The 18,679-nt window shown below is 46.3% G+C and carries 19 protein-coding genes; 13 read left to right on the forward strand and 6 right to left on the reverse strand.

The features are described from left to right. Positions 1-7: 7 nt before the first annotated feature. From ABZM97_RS02505 to ABZM97_RS02530, 6 genes are all read left to right on the forward strand, one after another. Complete coding sequence (locus ABZM97_RS02505; protein ID WP_367387472.1) at positions 8-1,717, forward strand: DUF2334 domain-containing protein; 1,710 nt, start codon at positions 8-10, stop codon at positions 1,715-1,717. Beyond that, entirely contained in the window at positions 1,710-2,972 is a 1,263-nt protein-coding gene (locus ABZM97_RS02510) for a glycosyltransferase (RefSeq protein ID WP_253268832.1), read from the forward strand. Before ABZM97_RS02505 ends, ABZM97_RS02510 begins: the two co-directional genes overlap by 8 nt. A gap of 5 nt (positions 2,973-2,977) precedes the next feature. Beyond that, positions 2,978-5,089, forward strand: a complete 2,112-nt coding sequence (locus ABZM97_RS02515; protein ID WP_202328943.1) for a cellulose biosynthesis cyclic di-GMP-binding regulatory protein BcsB — start codon at positions 2,978-2,980, stop codon at positions 5,087-5,089. 139 nt (positions 5,090-5,228) lie between these two features. Beyond that, complete coding sequence (locus tag ABZM97_RS02520) at positions 5,229-6,071, forward strand: manganese catalase family protein (RefSeq protein ID WP_202328945.1); 843 nt, start codon at positions 5,229-5,231, stop codon at positions 6,069-6,071. A 237-nt stretch (positions 6,072-6,308) separates the two neighbouring features. Beyond that, the gene (locus ABZM97_RS02525; protein WP_087992989.1) at positions 6,309-6,758 is read left to right on the forward strand and encodes an NUDIX hydrolase; all 450 of its coding nucleotides are present in this window, start codon (positions 6,309-6,311) and stop codon (positions 6,756-6,758) included. Between the two features lie 66 nt (positions 6,759-6,824). Then, the gene (locus ABZM97_RS02530) at positions 6,825-8,549 is read left to right on the forward strand and encodes a pyruvate oxidase (RefSeq protein ID WP_087992988.1); all 1,725 of its coding nucleotides are present in this window, start codon (positions 6,825-6,827) and stop codon (positions 8,547-8,549) included. A 299-nt stretch (positions 8,550-8,848) separates the two neighbouring features. Here ABZM97_RS02530 and ABZM97_RS02535 read toward each other — a convergent pair whose 3' ends face one another. The 4 genes from ABZM97_RS02535 to ABZM97_RS02550 form a co-directional block, all read right to left on the reverse strand. After that, the gene (locus tag ABZM97_RS02535; protein ID WP_087993072.1) at positions 8,849-9,115 is read right to left on the reverse strand and encodes a hypothetical protein; all 267 of its coding nucleotides are present in this window, start codon (positions 9,113-9,115) and stop codon (positions 8,849-8,851) included. Between the two features lie 103 nt (positions 9,116-9,218). Next, complete coding sequence (locus tag ABZM97_RS02540) at positions 9,219-10,496, reverse strand: Nramp family divalent metal transporter (protein ID WP_087992986.1); 1,278 nt, start codon at positions 10,494-10,496, stop codon at positions 9,219-9,221. 227 nt (positions 10,497-10,723) lie between these two features. After that, positions 10,724-10,981: a GlsB/YeaQ/YmgE family stress response membrane protein gene (locus tag ABZM97_RS02545; RefSeq protein WP_087993071.1), complete on the reverse strand. Its 258-nt coding sequence runs from the start codon at positions 10,979-10,981 to the stop codon at positions 10,724-10,726. Between the two features lie 77 nt (positions 10,982-11,058). Continuing rightward, positions 11,059-11,511 carry a DUF2188 domain-containing protein gene (locus tag ABZM97_RS02550; protein ID WP_087992985.1) on the reverse strand — a complete coding sequence of 151 codons (453 nt, stop codon included), beginning with the start codon at positions 11,509-11,511 and terminating at the stop codon, positions 11,059-11,061. A 116-nt stretch (positions 11,512-11,627) separates the two neighbouring features. Here ABZM97_RS02550 and ABZM97_RS02555 point away from each other — a divergent pair, with 116 nt between their 5' ends. From ABZM97_RS02555 to ABZM97_RS02575, 5 genes are all read left to right on the forward strand, one after another. Then, positions 11,628-12,446: an EcsC family protein gene (locus ABZM97_RS02555; RefSeq protein ID WP_367387173.1), complete on the forward strand. Its 819-nt coding sequence runs from the start codon at positions 11,628-11,630 to the stop codon at positions 12,444-12,446. Positions 12,447-12,575: 129 nt separating this feature from the next. After that, positions 12,576-12,947, forward strand: coding sequence for a glucose starvation-inducible protein GsiB (gene gsiB / locus ABZM97_RS02560; protein ID WP_252687358.1), 372 nt, complete (start codon positions 12,576-12,578; stop codon positions 12,945-12,947). Positions 12,948-13,082: 135 nt separating this feature from the next. Further along, positions 13,083-13,424 carry a cupin domain-containing protein gene (locus ABZM97_RS02565; RefSeq protein WP_367387174.1) on the forward strand — a complete coding sequence of 114 codons (342 nt, stop codon included), beginning with the start codon at positions 13,083-13,085 and terminating at the stop codon, positions 13,422-13,424. Further along, the gene (locus ABZM97_RS02570) at positions 13,418-13,777 is read left to right on the forward strand and encodes a YdbC family protein (RefSeq protein WP_367387175.1); all 360 of its coding nucleotides are present in this window, start codon (positions 13,418-13,420) and stop codon (positions 13,775-13,777) included. Before ABZM97_RS02565 ends, ABZM97_RS02570 begins: the two co-directional genes overlap by 7 nt. Before the next feature lie 138 nt (positions 13,778-13,915). Continuing rightward, on the forward strand, positions 13,916-14,302 hold the full coding sequence (locus ABZM97_RS02575; RefSeq protein WP_367387176.1) for a VOC family protein: 387 nt from the start codon (positions 13,916-13,918) through the stop codon (positions 14,300-14,302). 41 nt (positions 14,303-14,343) lie between these two features. On the opposite strand, the gene ABZM97_RS02580 is transcribed toward ABZM97_RS02575, so the two are convergent. Together ABZM97_RS02580 and ABZM97_RS02585 are read right to left on the reverse strand one after the other, a co-directional pair. Further along, positions 14,344-15,165, reverse strand: a complete 822-nt coding sequence (locus ABZM97_RS02580; protein WP_087992980.1) for a manganese catalase family protein — start codon at positions 15,163-15,165, stop codon at positions 14,344-14,346. 84 nt (positions 15,166-15,249) lie between these two features. Further along, on the reverse strand, positions 15,250-16,302 hold the full coding sequence (locus tag ABZM97_RS02585; RefSeq protein WP_087992979.1) for a TRAP transporter substrate-binding protein: 1,053 nt from the start codon (positions 16,300-16,302) through the stop codon (positions 15,250-15,252). Between the two features lie 71 nt (positions 16,303-16,373). Here ABZM97_RS02585 and dctS point away from each other — a divergent pair, with 71 nt between their 5' ends. After that, positions 16,374-17,981 (forward strand): two-component system sensor histidine kinase DctS, encoded by a 1,608-nt coding sequence (gene dctS / locus ABZM97_RS02590; RefSeq protein WP_367387473.1) that lies wholly within the window; start codon positions 16,374-16,376, stop codon positions 17,979-17,981. Continuing rightward, positions 17,971-18,651: a response regulator gene (locus ABZM97_RS02595; RefSeq protein ID WP_087992977.1), complete on the forward strand. Its 681-nt coding sequence runs from the start codon at positions 17,971-17,973 to the stop codon at positions 18,649-18,651. Before dctS ends, ABZM97_RS02595 begins: the two co-directional genes overlap by 11 nt. The last annotated feature ends 28 nt before the right edge of the window (positions 18,652-18,679 follow it).

Genomic DNA, 18,679 nt, shown 5'->3' on the forward strand with positions numbered 1-18,679 from the left:
AATCACGCTGCTCTGCATCACAATGCTTCTGCTTACAGCTATTGCGTCCTTTCCAGTTTCCGCACAAGCGAAGGAGCGGGATGCCGGCATTCTCATCATCTATTCAACCTTGGACGGCAAAGAGTCATCTCAAGTCAAAATGCTTGATTTGCTTGCGGGCCACTTTACATCCCATGTGACAGTCAAAAATGATTCGGATGTGGAAGCGTCCGATTTCAAAGGCAAAGACCATGTGATGTATTACGGCCAAACGAAAAGAAAGCTCAGCAAAAAACTGGTGTCTCTGATCAGCAGCGTTAAAACACCTGTTGTGGCCATCGGCTATAACGCAGGCCAAATCAGCCAATTTTCCGGGCTTTCATTAATCAGCAAAGAACATGTATATCAGGTTCACAGCAGGTCGGAAAAGGCCGATGTGTCTCTGGAGAGCGGGCTTAACGTGCTGAGCGTATCAGGCCTGAAAGGAAAGTCGCTTTATACCTTCAAAGCCGATGACGGCAAAACGCATTCTTTTATATGGAAAACAAAAAAAGCGAATGTGTACATTGGATTAACGAATTTGTTAAATGACAATTTGATCGTGGCGAAACAGCTCAGAGAAGCTTTCGGAGAGGAGGCGGGGACAACGTTATTGTATTTGCGTCTCGAGGATATCAGCCCGATGTCTGATGAAAAATTGCTGCTTCAAGCCGGTACATATCTGCATAAGAGGCATGTTCCTTTTATCCTGGCAGTGATTCCGGTTTACTTGAATCCGGAAACTGGCGACAAAGTGTATTTGTCTGATAAACCGGAGATGGTCAAGGTGCTGAAAAAGCTGCAAAGCATGGGCGGCAGTATCATTGTTCACGGCTATACACACGCCTACCGTTACAGTGAAACAGGAGAGGGCTTTGAATTTTGGGATGCAAAGGCGGATCAGCCGATTACATCTGGAAATGCCGAAGCCACCCCGTCCATTCTGGAAAAAGAACGGGACTTTCCGAACGAACAAGCTTATAACAGCTATTTGACACCATTTCGGGAAAAGGAAGAAACGTATACAAAGCAAAAACTGACGCGTGCGATTGAGGATTTGACATCATCGGGTCTCTACCCGCTGGCGTTTGAAGCGCCGCATTACACGATGTCCGAATATGGCTATCAAATCGCCTCGCGGTATTTTACAAGCATTTTCGGGCAGGTCCAGCTCAGCGGCACAACGTGGAAAACATCCGGTGCGTCTCCGTATGTGACAACTCCTTCGATGCTGGATGGAATGACGCTGTATCCGGAAACGATCGGCTTTGTCGATACATCAAAACAAAACCCGCTCGGCGATATGGAGGAGCACATCGCCCAGATGATTGATTTTGAAGGCGGAGTAGCCGGCGGGTTTTATCACCCGTATCTTGGAATGAAATATCTGCCGGAGCTGGTTGATCAGATGGAACGCATTCCAGACAGTGAATGGCTGGATTTAAAGAAAACGAAACAAACCGTCAAAACAGGCAAAGTTGAAATTCATACAAGCGGTGACGGAACGATTCAGGTGAAAAACGGCGTAAGCGCCATTGACGAGTTTTTCGATCATCATCGGCAAACTCCTCTGGAAAAGGCGTTATGGATTCTCTCCGCGATCGTGCTCTTATTTGTCGTCATGTTTTTCAGTTATACGTTTTACTTGAGAGCCACATTGAAAAAACGAATTTTTAAGGAGAGAAGAAGCCTTGGGTAATACGCTGTTCTTTATCTCACTAAGTTTAATTTGGGTCATGCTTCTCTACCACATGTTTCTCATGCAGGGCGGGTTCCGCCACTATATGAACTTCGAACGGAATATCCCGAAGTGGAGAGAAAACATGAAGGAGCTGCCAAAGGTCAGTGTCCTTATCCCGGCGCATAACGAAGAGGTTGTGATTCGGCAGACGTTGAAGGCGATGGTCAACCTTTATTATCCGAAAGACCGGCTGGAGATCATCGTCGTTAATGACAATTCATCAGACCGGACGGGTGATATCGTCAATGAATTTTCCGAGACATACGATTTCATTAAAATGGTGATCACGAAGCCGCCAAACGCAGGAAAAGGCAAATCCTCCGCGCTTAACTCTGGTTTTGCCGAATCGAACGGCGATGTGATCTGTGTATATGACGCCGACAACACGCCTGAGAAAATGGCCGTGTATTACCTCGTTCTCGGCCTGATGAATGACGAAAAGGCAGGCGCCGTGGTTGGGAAATTCCGCGTCATTAATGCGGCAAAAACGCTGCTGACGAAGTTTATTAATATCGAAACGATCTGTTTTCAGTGGATGGCCCAAGGAGGCAGATGGAAGTGGTTCAAAATCGCCACGATCCCAGGCACCAACTTCGCGATCCGCAGAAGCATTATCGAAAAGCTCGGGGGCTGGGATGACAAAGCGCTTGCTGAGGATACCGAGCTGACCATCCGGGTGTATAATCTCGGCTATCACATCCGCTTTTTCCCTGCCGCCATCACTTGGGAGCAGGAGCCGGAAACGTGGAAGGTGTGGTGGCGCCAGCGCACCAGATGGGCACGCGGCAATCAATATGTCGTACTGAAATTTTTGGCGCAGTTTTTCAAACTGAAACGAAAACGGATTATCTTTGATTTGTTTTATTTTTTCTTTACGTACTTCCTGTTTTTCTTTGGCGTGATCATGTCAAATACGATATTTGTCGTCAATTTGTTTTATGATTTGCATTTATCGGTCGGGTTTTTGGCAATGGTCCTCTGGATCTTGGCGTTCTTCTTATTTATGACAGAGGTCATGATTACGTTGAGCATTGAAAAAACAGAAATGAACAGGCAAAACTTTTTTATCGTATTTCTCATGTACTTTACATACTCGCAGGCATGGATTGTGCTCGTTATCTATTCTTTATTCGTAGAAATCAAGCACCGTTTATTCAAGCAGGAGGTCAAATGGTACAAAACAGAACGATACAATCAACATAAAAGCGGGTGACCTTTTTGAAACAAATAATGATTTTTCTCACAAGCTTCATGCTTCTGGCGATGACCGGACAAGCGGCTTTAGCCAAAGAGGTGCAGGTCAGCGGTTCGCTTCTCGGAAAAAGCAGCCAAGAACAAGCCAAACAGCAGGTGCTGACAAGCGACCTGATGACACTGTACGGATCAAAAGACAGCGCGGAGCTGACGTATCAGATTCCGGCAGGCGCCTCTTCCGGCAATCAGCAATTGGTGATTGAATACGAGGCTTCAAATCTTTTAATTTCTCCATCATCGTTAACGGCTGTCATTGACGACGAACCAGTCAAAACGGTAAAGCTTAATGGTGATTCAAAACGGAAAACATTGAAGCTGAACCTGACTAAAAGCCAGTCTGCCCAAGGCTATCACAACGTATCGCTGAAATTTTACGGTGTAATGAAAGAGGGCGTCTGCGTCAGACAGGATACGTCCGGAAACTGGATCAAAATTTACCCGGACAGCCGCCTGACGCTGGCGGACAGCAGTGAAGCGAAGGGAACGACGCTGGACCATTATCCATATCCTTTCGCCCAATCGGGAAATACAGCCGAGGAAACCGCCATCGTCATTCCGGACGACCCAAGTTCGGCGGAAATTGAAGCAGCAGTGAAAACAGAAGGCTATTTGAAAACGGCCGACAGCAGTGTCACCATTTCGTATGTCACGGAATCTGAACTGAAGAAAATCGACAAGCCGACGATTTTCATCGGAGTGGACAAGCATTGGAACGGAAAGGTGAAAAAGCTGATGAAACAAGCCGGCTTACAGGCAAAAGGAGAAAAACTCCTGCTTGCGGAGCGGGTGCTGAAAGCAGAGAGCAAGCAGCAGCCGGTTCTGTTTGCGCAAGCCGCATCCGATGACGTGCTCACTGAAAAAATCAGTGTCATTACGGATCAGACTTATACAGGCCAGCTCAGCGGCGATACACTCTCAATCAGCAAGCTTAAGCAGGCTGAAAAAAAAGAAAGCAATAGGCTGACCCTCAAGAATTTTGGAGCGGATGATATCACAATTGGAGCTGACAAAACATCTTCAGCACATTACTTTTATCCTGCATCGGCGGTTTTAGATGAAAACCAATCAGCGAAGCTGTCGCTTAAGCTGAAAAAGTCCGAAACGATTCAAGCTTCAACGGCCGAAAACGAATCGGCTGCTCAGGCTGCAGAACTGAAGGTCATGATCAACGGCCAGCCGCATTCGGTCCGGCTTGATGATTTAGGAAAAGAAGATAAAAACGGATTCTATCATGCCATGGTAAAAGTGGATCCTAAGCTGCTGCAGAAAAACCGCTACATTGATATTCAATTCGTCACAACTGGGCTAAAGGAAAACAATCCTTGCAACACCGCTGACGAAGAAAAGTGGGTCTTTATCGATAAAAACAGTACATTGTCTTACACCGTCAAAGGCATGTCTCCGTCAGCGGATTTTCAAGAGTGGCCGCTTCCTTACGCCGGAAATCAGGAACAGGCAACGCTGATCGTGATTCCTGACACCGTAAACCAATCGAAGCTTGAGGAGCTTTCTCTTGTTACGGAGTCCTTTGGCAGCGAAGCGCAGCATTCATATACGGTGAAGAAATCATCTGATGTAACAGCAAATGATGCCAAAGGACGAGACCTCATTTTCTTAGGGGGCATCAATCAATTTTCTCTTTTGAAGGAGCAATCATCAGAACTGCTTGTGCCGCAAGCGAAGAACGGCTCGTTTGATGTATCAGGTTTTGAGATGCTGAATGAGACAACAAAACAAGTGGCGTTTACCCAAGCATCTCTTTGGGATACAAGCTACACAATGGCTGTCTTTGCACCGTCAAAAGGAAAAGGCGCGGCCGTCACGAAAGAAATCATCAACTATCTCAACAGCACCGATGACTCGGCAACCGTCGTTAATGAAACAAACAGCCAGCAGGTGTTTACAAACCACCAGCAGCTCAAATCAGAAGCAAACAGTTCCAGTGAAGAGCAGCCATCACAAGATAATGGCCAGAAATGGCTGTATATTGGTGTGCTGGTACTCATTATGGTGATTGCGGCAGTGTTCATTTGGATTGCCGTAAGACGCAGAAAAAGAAAGGCAGACAGGGGATAGCACTTGAGAATGATGTATCTATCGTTCTCCATTGATTTGGTACAACACTCATACAGAGTGTTGTATTTTTTTAGAGCTTATACATGAAAACAGAAAACAAAGCCATCCTAAAGCGTATAGATGAATTGGAGGGATATAGATGTTTTTCCATGTGAAAGAGTTACAATATAATGCCAAACCTGACCGGCCAGACCCCGTTTACGCGAAAAAATTGCAAGAAATATTAGGCGGACAGTTCGGTGAAATTTCTGTCATGATGCAGTATTTATTTCAAGGCTGGAACTGCAGAGCTGATCAAAAATATCGTGACATGCTTCTTGATATCGGCACAGAAGAAATTGCCCATGTGGAAATGCTGGCAACGATGATAGCTCAGCTGCTTGATAAAGCGCCAATTGAAGAACAAGAGCAAATGGCTAAAGATCCTGTCATTGGAGCTGTAATGGGAGGGATGAATCCTCAGCATGCCATCGTAGGAGGTCTGGGGGCTAAACCAGATGATAGTGTGGGATACCCTTGGACAGCCCGATATACGATTGCAAGCGGAAATCTGCTCGCCGATTTCCGTGCAAACCTTAATGCTGAATCGCAAGGCAGGCTGCAAGCTGTCCGTCTATATGAAATGACAGATGATAAAGGTGTGAGGGATATGCTGTCCTTCTTGATAGCGAGGGACACGATGCATCAAAATCAATGGCTGGCGGCCATTCAAGAATTAGAGGAACGTGAAGGCGTAGTTGTCCCAAGTACATTTAATCGTGAATACGAAAAACAAGAAGTTTCCTATTCATTCATGGACTGCTCTAAAGGAACTGAAAGCCAAAGCGGGCGCTGGGCGTCAGGGACTAGTATGGATGGAAAAGGGAATTTCGAATATGTTGGGGAGCCTGAGGCTATGGGTCAAAAACCAGTGCTCAAGCCGGCGCCTCCGTACGTTCACGGCACAATGCCGGCCGACGGCGCATCATTGCTGGAACATTAACGAAACATCATTGGCTGCCAACCATGTCTTGGCAGCTGGTTATTGCTAACGTGATGATTGGAAAAACGGGCTGGCATACCATCCTTTACAGCCAAATCGGCCTTCTTTCTCAGAGTCCGCTGTTGTGAAAAAAGGACATAATGATTGCCGCACTGCCGTATCATTTTAAAAAGGAAAGCAACTATGACCAAGGGGAAAACGACCTTGGTCTTTTTTGCGTGAAAAGGAGAATTGGTAATGTATACGCAAGGTTCGTTTGTCATTGTATCGAATGAAAAACATCAGATTCTGCTGGTGAAACGAAAGGACGTCCCTTTATGGGATCTGCCGGGCGGCAGGGTCGATCCCGGGGAAACGGCTGAGGCAGCGGCAGTCCGGGAGGTGTTGGAAGAAACCGGATACAACGCAGCGCTTTCTGCGAAAATAGGTGTCTACCAAAGGCCGAAGTTTCAAGATGAACAGCACGTGTTTGCCGGACACATAACAGGCGGACAAGCGATAACGAGCGGCATGGAGACAGCGGATTTGAAGTGGTTTTCTCCGCAGCGTTTGCCGCTATTTATAGTGCCGAACCGAAAAAGGCAAATCAAAGATTTTATGAGAGGCTCTCTGGACGTAGCTGTCACTCTCAAGGACAGCGGCATGCTTGCGGCGATTGGCCTGTTGAAAAGAAGACTGGGCAAGTGATAAAGGTCTCCGGGTTTTAAAGAAGCTCTCCTGTGGTATTGAAAATAGGAAAAAGGAGGATACGGCATGGCACACAAAACTGCAGGACAAGCAATGACAGAACTGCTTGAAAAATGGGGAGTTGATCATGTATACGGCATCCCCGGAGACAGTATCAATGAGTTTATTGAAGAATTAAGGCACGAAAGAAATCAATTGAAATTCATTCAAACCCGCCATGAAGAGGTGGCTGCGCTGGCTGCCGCGGCTGAAGCAAAACTCACCGGCAAAATCGGCGTCTGCCTGTCGATCGCAGGGCCGGGGGCGGTGCACTTATTAAATGGTTTATATGATGCCAAAGCGGACGGCGCCCCTGTGCTGGCGATTGCAGGACAGGTTTCATCAGGCGAAGTCGGACGGGATTATTTTCAGGAGATCAAGCTTGAGCAAATGTTTGAAGACGTGGCAGTATTCAACAGAGAGGTACATAGCGCGGAATCACTGCCGGATCTCTTGAATCAGGCGATCCGCACCGCCTGCAGCAAAAAAGGCGTTGCGGTATTGAGCGTGTCAGATGATTTGTTCGCGGAGAAAATCAAACGCGAGCCCGTATACACGTCACCAGTGTATATTGAAGGGAACCTTGAACCGAAAAAAGAACAGCTCATCACTTGCGCGCAATATATAAATAACGCCAAGAAGCCGATTATTTTGGCGGGGCAGGGAATGAAAAAGGCGAAACGTGAGCTGCTGGAATTCGCGGACAAAGCCGCGGCTCCGATTGTTGTCACGCTCCCGGCAAAAGGCGTTGTTCCTGATAAGCACCCGCATTTTCTCGGCAATCTCGGGCAGATCGGCACAAAGCCGGCTTACGAGGCAATGGAGGAATGTGATTTATTAATCATGCTCGGGACCTCATTCCCATATCGCGATTATTTGCCTGATGACACGCCGGCGATCCAGCTTGATTCAGATCCGGCGAAAATCGGAAAACGCTATCCGGTGACAGCGGGTCTTGTTTGTGATTCGGCTCACGGCCTGCGCGAATTGACAGAGTTTATTGAACGGAAGGAAGACAGAAGGTTTCTGGAAGCCTGCACTGAACATATGCAGCATTGGTGGAACGAAATCGAAAAAGATGAGACAGAGGCGGCAACACCGCTCAAACCCCAGCAGGTCGTGGCGCGTCTTGAGGAAGCGGCAGCCGATGATGCGGTGCTATCTGTAGATGTCGGCACTGTGACAGTCTGGATGGCGCGTCATTTCAAAATGAAAGCAAATCAGGATTTCATCGTTTCCAGCTGGCTTGCGACAATGGGCTGCGGCCTGCCGGGAGCAATCGCGTCAAGTTTGTCAGAACCGGAGCGGCAGGCGATCGCCGTTTGCGGGGACGGGGGCTTTTCCATGGTCATGCAGGATCTCCCGACCGCCGTCAAATACAAACTCCCGCTCACCGTTGTCATTTTAAACAACGAAAATCTCGGCATGATCGAGTACGAGCAGCAGGTGAAGGGCAACATCGACTATGTCACAAAACTTCAAAATGTCGACTATGCCGCATTTGCAGAAAGCTGCGGAGCAAAGGGCATCAAGGTGGCTAAAGCGGAAGAGCTTGCGCCCGCTTTCCATGAAGCGTTACACGCTGACCAGCCGGTCGTAGTGGACGTCATGATCGGAAACGAACCGCCGCTGCCTGGCAAAATCACCTATGGGCAGGCAAAAGGCTTCAGCAAATACATGCTGAAAAATTTCTTCGAAAACCAAAAAATCGAAATGCCGTCACTGAAGAAAAGTTTAAAACGGTTATTCTAAAAAAACAGGGGCCTCGTGAGACCCCTGTTTTTTAGGTGTTGGAAACAAATGGATTGTAAGTTATCATAGCATTATATTGAATGATAGGAGGAAAGCATGTTTGAATCCATAAAATTAGCGGTGTACTTATTGGGATCTCTAGGAATGATCTATGCAGCCTGTCACGATATTCGCCATGCTCAAAACGGACAAAAGGACAAATGCATCTTCTTTCAAAACAAAAAGATCAGCGCATTTGTCCTTGTATGTTTCATATGTTTATTTTTATCAAATCTTACAGCGTTCATGTCTCTATGAGTTTATTTCTCTTTCTTCTTAAGCCCAAAAAAGAAAGGAAAAGCAGAACCAACCAATAACGTTCCGAATAAAAACATTCCGCCGATAAACACGTGGAAATTGGTGTGTCCGGCCGTAAACGCGGTGACCAAGGAAATGATACTGAGCACGATCATGGCGATGCCGGGCGCGACTCTCATTTTCCCCTTGGATTTATAGGCAACAGCAGAACATAAAATGCCGATTACAATAGGAACAATCCATAAATAAAACAGAATAAATAATGACATCATCAAAACTCCGATTTTTTCTTCTATCATAACAAATTTCTGGCAAAAAGGGTATCAATGAGCTTTTGCGCAATATGAAAACCGGCTTAGCAGCCGGTTTTTTCTAACGAAACGTATCAACAATTAAAAACACGTTCAAAGCGACGATCAACACAGCGATCAGCCAAGAAACCACTGTGACCCATTTGGCGTTGATCAGGGCGCCCATAATCCGTTTATTGCTTGTAAACATAATAAGCGGGATTAAGGCGAAGGCGATCCCGAAGGACAGCACGACCTGGCTCATGACGAGAGCTGTTGTCGGGTTGACGCCTGATGCGATAATCAAGATCGGCGGAATGATTGTGATAAAACGCCGCACATACAGCGGAATGCGGTAGTTGATAAATCCCTGCATAATCACGTCGCCTGAAAGCGTGCCGACTGACGAACTGGACAGTCCGGCAACGAGCAGTCCGATCCCGAATAAAACGGCTGACATTGGGCTGACAAGATGTCCGAATTGCTGAAAGGCGACATCAAGATCCTCGACAAACAGCCCGTTTTTAAAGAATAATGCGGCTGCCACGATGAGCATACTCGCATTAATCGCACCTGCGATTAGCATCGCTATTAAAATATCAATAAATTCAAATCTGAAGATTTTTTTTCGCTCAGCATCAGTTTTGCCAACCACCCGCCGTTGTGTAAGGGCTGAGTGTAAATAAATGGCGTGCGGCATAACGGTTGCGCCGAGAATACCAGCTGCGAGAAGCACACTATCAGTGCCTTGAAATGCCGGAACAAAAAGGCCCTTCATCACTGACACGGCATCAGGCTTGGCGAAAAAGGTCTGCAGCGCAAAGGCGATCACCACCACAAACAGCATGCCGGTAATGCCGGCTTCAAGTGAGCGATATCCGCGGCGCTGAAGCTCTAATATCGCGAAAGAGCCGATCGCCGCTATAATAGACGCTTCAAGCATCGGGATGCCGAACAGCAAATACAGTCCCAGTGCCGCTCCGATAAATTCCGCCAGATCAGTTGCGATAATGACCAGCTCGCCCTGAATCCATAAACCGATGGAAACAGGCTTAGGGAATTCTTCTCGGGCAATCTCTGGCAGGTTTTTGCCTGTCGCGATGCCGAGTTTAGCGGAGAGTGATTGGATTAAAAGCGCCATAATATTAGAAAATAAAATCACCCATAGCAGCATATATCCGTATTTAGAACCCGCTGATATATTCGTGGCGAAGTTGCCGGGATCAATATAGGCGATGGCTGCTATAAATGCAGGGCCCAGAAAAGGGAGCAGCCCTCTGAACCCTTTGATTTTCCCGTCAAGCGCCTCTTGGACTGCTTTGGAACGGGGAGATTGTGCTGTGATGTCCTTGTTCATCATGTCTCACCTGAATTCTGATTGTTTTTTGCCACGCAACAAAGAGTTTCCTTAACGCAAATTATTTTATCTACATCATATGACCATCCCGGTTTCTTGTCAACCGAAAATGTTCATCCACTTTCAAATTTTCCCCTGTTATGTCACATGATATGTAAAGATTCAAATAAGGTCCCACATAAAAAGACATCGTTTCAGTTCGAAACGATGCCTCCTGTATCAAAATGAGTCTAGGCTTCCTTCCGCAGCCCGCGGAATACGAGGCTCAGCAAGAACACGAGGATGGCAGCCCCGATAATTGCCGGGATAATGGCAAAGCCGCCGAGGCTAGGTCCCCAAGTGCCAAAGAGTCCGTGTCCGATCCAGGCGCCGGCCAGCCCGGCAATCATAGAGCCGAAAATTCCTCCCGGCATCCGGTTCCCCACAATGGCGCTTCCGATTAAGCCGATTAGGATAGCTACAACTAATGAAACCAAAAAGCTAAGCATCATGTTCACCCCTCATAAATGATTTATCAATCAATAACCGCTCATGCCAAACCCGAAACACCGAATAGCATATCGCTTTATGATCCTGTTTTGATCTTTCTCTGCACGCTGCCATCAGCTAAATGAACAATCACTTCAGTGCCTTTATGCGCTGCGATCTCCTTTGCCCGTTCAATTGCTTCTTTCTTTGTACCCTTGATCTCAGATACACGTTTAGCATCCTCGGCTTTGACCGCCCAGCCGTTTTTATGCTTGATGACATGTTCTGCTTTATCCATGAGCTCGGGGCCGGTGCCGCTGCTTGGATCTTCATCGTGTTCTGTCTCATCACCATTCTTGAGGAAATCATCAATTTCTTTTTTCGAGGCGTTTTCCGCCCATTCCTTTGCCTTGCTTGTCGCAATCGGAATGGCGCGGCCGTCCTCGTAGCCCTCATCAATCATCGCATTTGCAATGTCAATCGCTTTTTTCTTCACCGGGTTCTCAAGATTTTTCAATGAAGCGGGATAATCCTTTATCGACCAAGGCATGTCCATCACTCCTTTTCCTTTTATAAAAATGGTACCCGCAGGTGAAAAATAAAAACGTTTCCGGAAAATGAAGGTATACTATACAGTAGAAAAAACAGAAGGGAAGTGCGGGTTGGGTGACAACAGAACGAAAAGAAGACTTGCATCAGCAATTAAAAGAAATAGAGAAATGGGAAAAAGATCAGCAAAAAGTCTGGTTTTGGGAAAAACTCAGCCGTCTCCCGTTTCAGCTGCTGGACAAGCTGACACCGGAATTCATCCAAAAAAAGATCGGCAAGCTCTTGGATGAGCTCGGCAGCTTTGTCCAAACAGGAGGGCAGTATCTGACATCTGAAAAACAGATTATCAAGATGTTTCAAAAGAAACTGCCGGAGGAGATCTTCGAATCACTCGAAGACGTACAACAAGCCCCTCTTCCTATCATGGATGAAATTGCGGAAGGAATGGGCAAAAACAGAATTAACGCCGCAACTGTTCAAGGCGCGACAACGGGTGTGGGCGGCATGTTTACGCTGGCGGCAGACATTCCGGCCGTGCTTGGCCTGTCGTTAAAAACGTTGCAGGATATCGCGGTTGCTTACGGCTTTGACCCAAAGGAGAAAAAGGAGCGGGTCTTCATCGTAAAATGTATGCAGCTGACTTCGGCTGATGTTGTCGGCAAAAAATCGATTTTGAATGAATTAAAAGACTACGATCAAGATCGTACATATAAGAATGTCGCTTCTCAAATCCAAGGCTGGCGTGAAGTTGTTTTAGGCTATCGCGACACGTTTGGCTGGAAAAAGCTTTTTCAACTGGTGCCGGTCGCGGGAATGGTCTTTGGCGCGTCAGCCAATCGCTCGACATTAAACGACATTACCGAAACGGGCATGATGTTGTATAAAAAGCGCCGCATTCTTGAGCGGCTGAAAGAAACAGAACGAGAGATGGAATAGCAGAAAAGCAGACGGACACCGCGTTCCGCCTGCTTTTTTTAGTGGAAACACACCCAATGTGTTTTGTTTGTTTAATAGAATGGATAGCGGGAATACAACAACCAACACCAATTAAAGGAGGAATTCAAAATGGCAGACGATAACAAAATGAGCAGAGAAGAAGCAGGTAGAAAAGGCGGAGAAACAACAAGCAAAAACCATGATAAAGAATTCTATCAAGAGATTGGTCAAAAAGGCGGAGAAGCCACTAGCGAAAACCATGACAAAGAATTCTACCAAGAAATCGGTGAAAAAGGCGGAGAAGCCACTAGCCAAAACCATGACAAAGAATTCTATCAAGAAATCGGCGAAAAAGGCGGAGAAGCCACTAGCGAAAATCATGACAAAGAATTCTATCAAGAAATCGGCCGTAAAGGCGGAGAGGCAACAAGCAAAAATCATGATAAAGAATTCTATCAAGAAATTGGTTCAAAAGGCGGAAACGCCCGCAACAACGACTAATCAAAAGCATGAAGGCAGACAACCTGTAGAAGATAAAAAGCGATCCGGCGAAACAGCTGGATCGCTTTTTATTTTGGAAATAACTTGATCTAAGCCGGTGCTGCGATACAATAAGTGAAAAAGGGGTTTTCGCTAATGTCCGAGATCCAAAACCTGCTCGCCATTGCCAATGAAGTCAAAGAAAAGCACGCCAATTTTTCCATTTCAGAGGTCAATGACCATTGCGTGCGCCTCGCTGTGTTTACAGGAGAATATGACTGGCACCATCATCCTGACTCAGATGAATTGTTCATTGTTCTTGAAGGTGAGCTGCTGATTGATTTTAAGGACAAAGAAACTGCGGTACTCAAAGCGAATGACAGCCTGCTCATCACGAAAGGAACGGTTCACCGCACGCGCTCTTACGTCAGAACGGTGAATCTCTGTGTCGAGCATACACAGGCGAAAACAGTCATCATAGAGGAATTGCCATGCTAATCAAAAAGATTGTATGTGAAGTAGATGCTGCAAACGCCGAAGCATTTTCAAAAGCGCAGTCACAGTGGGGGGCATTGTCACATGTGGCCGGCTTTGTCAAACAGGCCGGCGGCTGGCGAACATCAGCAGACAGGCCGCTTACCGCAGAGATCATCAGCGTTTGGGAGGACAGAGAAGTTTATGAAGCTTTTATGGAGAACGAACATGACGTTATCTATGAAGAAATCGGGCAAAAGGCTACGTTATATTCAATAGAAGTGACGTTTACTCAGGCTGATGCAGAGGAGGCCGCTTGCATGTTTGACAACCGGGAAATTGAATACGAGCCTGGATGGACCGTGACAAAAGCTTAGTTATGGGAAGTCGTTTTTAAAAAGATGATAAGCTGATTTTATCACTCATTATAACAATGTAGATATTCTCCTGTTATTTTGATTGAATTAGAATGAAGAAAATGGAATTCAATTGGGGAATCAGGGGGATTGATTTAGATGACTTTTCATTTTAAGGGAATTGATCATATTCAGCTTGCGGCTCCTAAAGGCTGTGAAACTGCTGCAAGACAATTTTACGTCGGCATATTAGGCTTTCGGGAAATTGAAAAACCTGATGAGTTAAAAGCCCGAGGCGGGGTCTGGTTCACTTTTGGGAATAGACAATTGCATATCGGGATAGAAGAACCTTTTGTTCCCGCTAAAAAAGCACACCCCGCCTTTGAGGTTATGGATATAGAAGGCTTAAAAGAACATTTGAAATTAAATGGAATTGGAATTGTTGAAGACAATAAACTTCCGGGAGCGGACAGATTCTATGTTTTAGATCCATTTGGCAATCGTCTTGAGATGCTTGAGTGGCAGAAAACGCGCAAAAAAGGATAGATCACGGTTGATGATGATCTATCCTTTTTATGATTGTATCTTTACTCGCGTCCCGGAAGTGTATCATGAACAAAAGGCGGTGCTGGTTTTAATTCCGGTTTTTCTCCAAACGCTTTCGCTTCTTTTACATATTCAAAGGCTTCTCCGTCCGGCGCTTTTTCGTTCAGCCAAGTTTGCTCGGCGCTTTCTTCGCCTTCAGAGAAATTAATAAGCTGATGCGAGAACTCTTGCTTTTCGAGTGCTTTCGGGAATGTTCCCGGCACAATCGGGCCTTCTTGTGCTTCTAATTCTTTAATGGCGGCGAGCCATTGATTTTGGTGCATCGTGTCACGCGCCAGCAGGAAGCTGAGCATATCTTTAACGCCTTTGTCATCTGTCATTTCAAACAGGCGTGCGACCTGCAGACGGCCTTGTGATTCCGCATTCAGATTGGCGCGGAAGTCTGCCAGCAGGTTTCCGCTTGCAACGATATAGCCGCCGCTCCAAGGGACGCCTGTACTGTTTTCCGGCATGGCGCCAAGTCCTGATACAATCGCGTGGTGAGGGTTCATGCCGCCCAGAATGGAGCCGATGACCGGATCTTCAGCGGCTTTTTCCTGCTGATCGAGCGGGGCATCCTCAAGAAGTCTGGCGATCATCGTGGCGATCATTTCAACATGCCCGAGTTCCTCAGTTGCCGTATCCATCAGCAAATCCTTGTATTTTTCATTTCCTCTTGTATTCCAGCCTTGAAATAAGTACTGCATGGCAACAGAAATTTCTCCAAATTGCCCGCCTAAAATTTCTTGCATTTTTTTCGCGAATAATGGATCTGGACGATCTGGTTTAGCAGGATGCTGCAGCATTTTCGTGTGCTTAAACATGTTCCCATCTCCTTTTTCGTTTATCCCTTTTTATATTTCCGATCAATTGAAAGATAAACGAAAAACAGCGTATCGAGTTGGGGACTACGAATCACCTCGCAGCTCCAAAAGCTCCTGAATCAGCTTCCGGCCGAAGATAGGCTCGTACTGCCGGTAAACAGGATCGAGGCGCTTCATCCATTCTTTTTTCTCTTTATCTGACAGCTCGTAGATGTGAATAGAAGAACTCATTTTGATGACTTCCAGCTGCTCCTTGTTCATTTGCTCGGCATGCATTTCATTCCACTCTGTCGTTTCCTTCATCGCTTCCGTTAAAACGCGCCGTGTTTCCGGTGTTTGCGCGTTCCAGAAGTGCTCATCCGTCATGACAGCGTAGCCGAGATAACCGTGGCTGCTTATTGTCAAATGGTCCTGAACATTATAAAATTTTTTAGAATAGATGTTTGAGATGGTATTTTCTTCGCCATCGACTGTATTGTTTTCTAACAGCTGAAAGGTAGAATTGAAGGATTCCTGATGAGGCGTTGCACCAAGCAGCTTGAACTGATCCTCTATCACATCGCTTTGCATAATGCGGAGATCTTGACCTTTTAAATCATCCGGGGTTTTGACCGGCCCTTCATTTGTCGTGATTTGTTTAAAGCCGTTTGTCCAATAGGCGAGGCCTTTTAATTGGTTTTTCTTTAGGGAATCAAACAGCTGTGTGCCGATGCTGCCGTGCAGCCCTTTTTTGACGGCATTGTAATCTGTAAATGCATACGGCAGATCCAGCACGCCCCATTCAGGCGAGAGCATGCCGAGCTTCGATGTGGAGGGGGCGATAAACTGAACATCGCCGTTTTGCAATGCTTCAATTTCTTCAATGTCCGAATAGAGGCTTCCATTCGGAAACACTTCAATTTTTATTTTTCCGCCTGATTTCTCGTTTACCAGCTCGGCGAATTTATTGGCGGCCAGCCCTTTCGGTGTGTTTTCGGCAACCACATGGCTGAATGTAAACACGATTTGATCCTGTAAGCCTTCCTGGTCGTCATCATAAACGATTTCTTCACTGCTGGAACGATCATGGAATCCGATAAATAAAGCGGTTGCAATTCCGGCGATCATCAGTGCGAGACATGCAAGCAAACTCTTCATGAAAAGCCCTCCCCTATGTTTTAAGGATAATGGGGCCCATGCCATTCGTAAAGACCTGAAAGGAGAAGATGATGAACAAAAAGAAGCTCTCAATCCGTTGGAAAATCACGATCTTATCCTATATACTCGTCATTTTCTCCTTTTTGATCGGCGGCATTGTGCTCATCGGCAATATCCAGCATACAGAGGAGCGGGAGCTGAAAAAACGTTTGATGAATACGGCCCGGACGGTGTCGGAGATGACAGAAGTAAAAGAGGCCTTGGCGCGAAAAAAACAAACAGAAGCTGTTCGCCATGCGGTTGAAGAGATCAGGATGATTAATGAAGCAGACTATATTGTCATCATGGATATGAATCACATCCGCTACACGCATCCTGTCAGTACAAGTATCGGCAAGAAATCCAAGGGTGCAGACGAAGAGGCGGCGTTTGCGGAGCATATTTATTTCTCAGAAGCAAAGGGAGAGATCGGCACGGCGGTCCGCGCTTTTTATCCGGTGAAGGATCACGAGCTGAACCAGATCGGCGTGGTGCTTGTCGGGAAAACACTGCCGGGGATTACCGACATATTGCTTCAGTTAAAACACGATATCACATTCATCGTTGTACTGACACTCGGCTTCGGCCTTGCAGGTTCCTTTCTGCTGGCCCGCCATATCAAAAAACAAATGTTTCAGCTTGAGCCTCATGAGATTGTCCGAATGTATGAAGAACGGACAGCGACGTTTCACTCCATGAACGAAGGCGTGATTGCCATCGACAACCGGCTTATCATTACGATTTTTAATGAAAAAGCGAAACAGATCTTTGAGGTGAAGGGGGATCTGGTCGGAAAGGTGATCTGGGAGGTTCTTAAGGATTCGCGCCTGCCCGAAATCGTGGAGCGGAACAAAGCGGTTTATAATGAAGAAATTCGCGTCAGCGGAAAAGTGATTATGAGCAGCAGAATTCCGATCGTCATGAAGAAAAAAGTCATCGGCGCCGTCGCGATTTTTCAGGACAGAACGGAAGCGGCTAAGATGGCGGAGGAGTTGACCGGCGTCAAAAACTTTGTAGAGGCGCTCCGCGTCCAAAACCATGAGCATATGAATAAGCTGCATACGATCGCCGGCCTCATCCAGCTGGGGAAATCTGAAAAAGCCTTGCAGCTTGCATTCCGGGCGTCAACTGAGCAGGAAAATGTGACTGAATTTCTTCATCGCTTGATTCAAAATGACGCTGCGGCTGGCCTTCTATTAAGTAAAATCAGAAGAGGAAGGGAGCTCGGCATTGTTGTTCATATTGATGAAAACAGCAGCCTTCAGCAATTTCCCGAGCATGTTGATCAGCATGATATCGTTGTGCTTCTTGGCAACCTGATTGAAAATGCCTTCGGTTCATTTGAAACGGTTCAATCTAATGACAAACGGATTGACATCAGCATCGAACAAACGGATGATATCCTGGCAATTTTAATAGAAGATAACGGCTGCGGGATTGAATCGGCACATATGCCGCACCTTTACGACAAAGGATTTACAGTGAATAAAACAGGCGGCACAGGCTATGGCCTGTATCTAGTCAAACAAATAACAGACAAAGGATCGGGCACGATAGAAGTGGATTCACACGCAGGGCAAGGAACAGCTTTTTCTATCGTTTTTCCAATGAAGGGGGAGGAAGCACAGCATGGCTCTTAAAGAATGGAAGGTTCTGCTCATTGAAGATGATCCGATGGTTCAAGAGGTAAACAAGGATTTCATCACAACTGTCAGCGGCTTTATTGTCTGTGCAACAGCGGGAAACGGAGAAGAAGGCATCAAGCTAATTAAAGAAAAACAGCCCGACCTCGTCATTCTCGATGTGTACATGCCGAAAAAAGACGGGATCAAAACGTTGCAGGAGATCAGAAAGCAAAAGCTTGAAGTGGATATCATTGTCGTTTCCGCTGCAAAAGACAAAGAAACGATCTCCCTTATGCTGCAAAATGGAGCGGCTGACTATATCTTAAAACCATTTAAGCTTGAGCGAATGAGACAGGCACTTGAAAAGTACAAGCAATATAAACAAAAAATAGAAGCGAACGATACGCTGTCCCAGGAACAGCTCGATGCGATCCTGAATATTCCGCAGCAGGCCGTACAGGATCTGCCAAAAGGATTGAATCATTTTACGATGAATGAAGTCACTGCTATTTTGAAGCGGCAAACCGCATCTCTTTCTGCAGAAGAGGTCGCCAAGGCGCTCGGTATCGCCAGAGTGACAGCGAGGCGATACCTTGATTATCTAGAAAAAAACGGAACCATTAAGCTGGACGTTCAATACGGCGGAATCGGCCGTCCTGTCAACCGCTACGTGTTTAAAGGATAAACCTGAGACCAAAAAGACCAAAATGTCC

Origin of the sequence: Bacillus vallismortis (assembly GCF_040784915.1) — a bacterium.
GTDB lineage: Bacteria > Bacillota > Bacilli > Bacillales > Bacillaceae > Bacillus > Bacillus subtilis_G.

Coding starts and splice junctions, on each gene's coding strand:
- ABZM97_RS02520 (WP_202328945.1), top strand. CDS start 5,229: ATGTTTTTCCATGTGAAAGAGTTACAATATAATGCCAAACCTGACCGG.
- ABZM97_RS02525 (WP_087992989.1), top strand. CDS start 6,309: ATGTATACGCAAGGTTCGTTTGTCATTGTATCGAATGAAAAACATCAG.
- ABZM97_RS02530 (WP_087992988.1), top strand. CDS start 6,825: ATGGCACACAAAACTGCAGGACAAGCAATGACAGAACTGCTTGAAAAA.
- ABZM97_RS02535 (WP_087993072.1), bottom strand. CDS start 9,115: ATGTCATTATTTATTCTGTTTTATTTATGGATTGTTCCTATTGTAATC.
- ABZM97_RS02540 (WP_087992986.1), bottom strand. CDS start 10,496: ATGATGAACAAGGACATCACAGCACAATCTCCCCGTTCCAAAGCAGTC.
- ABZM97_RS02545 (WP_087993071.1), bottom strand. CDS start 10,981: ATGCTTAGCTTTTTGGTTTCATTAGTTGTAGCTATCCTAATCGGCTTA.
- ABZM97_RS02550 (WP_087992985.1), bottom strand. CDS start 11,511: ATGCCTTGGTCGATAAAGGATTATCCCGCTTCATTGAAAAATCTTGAG.
- gsiB (WP_252687358.1), top strand. CDS start 12,576: ATGGCAGACGATAACAAAATGAGCAGAGAAGAAGCAGGTAGAAAAGGC.
- ABZM97_RS02565 (WP_367387174.1), top strand. CDS start 13,083: ATGTCCGAGATCCAAAACCTGCTCGCCATTGCCAATGAAGTCAAAGAA.
- ABZM97_RS02570 (WP_367387175.1), top strand. CDS start 13,418: ATGCTAATCAAAAAGATTGTATGTGAAGTAGATGCTGCAAACGCCGAA.
- ABZM97_RS02575 (WP_367387176.1), top strand. CDS start 13,916: ATGACTTTTCATTTTAAGGGAATTGATCATATTCAGCTTGCGGCTCCT.
- ABZM97_RS02580 (WP_087992980.1), bottom strand. CDS start 15,165: ATGTTTAAGCACACGAAAATGCTGCAGCATCCTGCTAAACCAGATCGT.
- ABZM97_RS02585 (WP_087992979.1), bottom strand. CDS start 16,302: ATGAAGAGTTTGCTTGCATGTCTCGCACTGATGATCGCCGGAATTGCA.
- dctS (WP_367387473.1), top strand. CDS start 16,374: ATGAACAAAAAGAAGCTCTCAATCCGTTGGAAAATCACGATCTTATCC.
- ABZM97_RS02595 (WP_087992977.1), top strand. CDS start 17,971: ATGGCTCTTAAAGAATGGAAGGTTCTGCTCATTGAAGATGATCCGATG.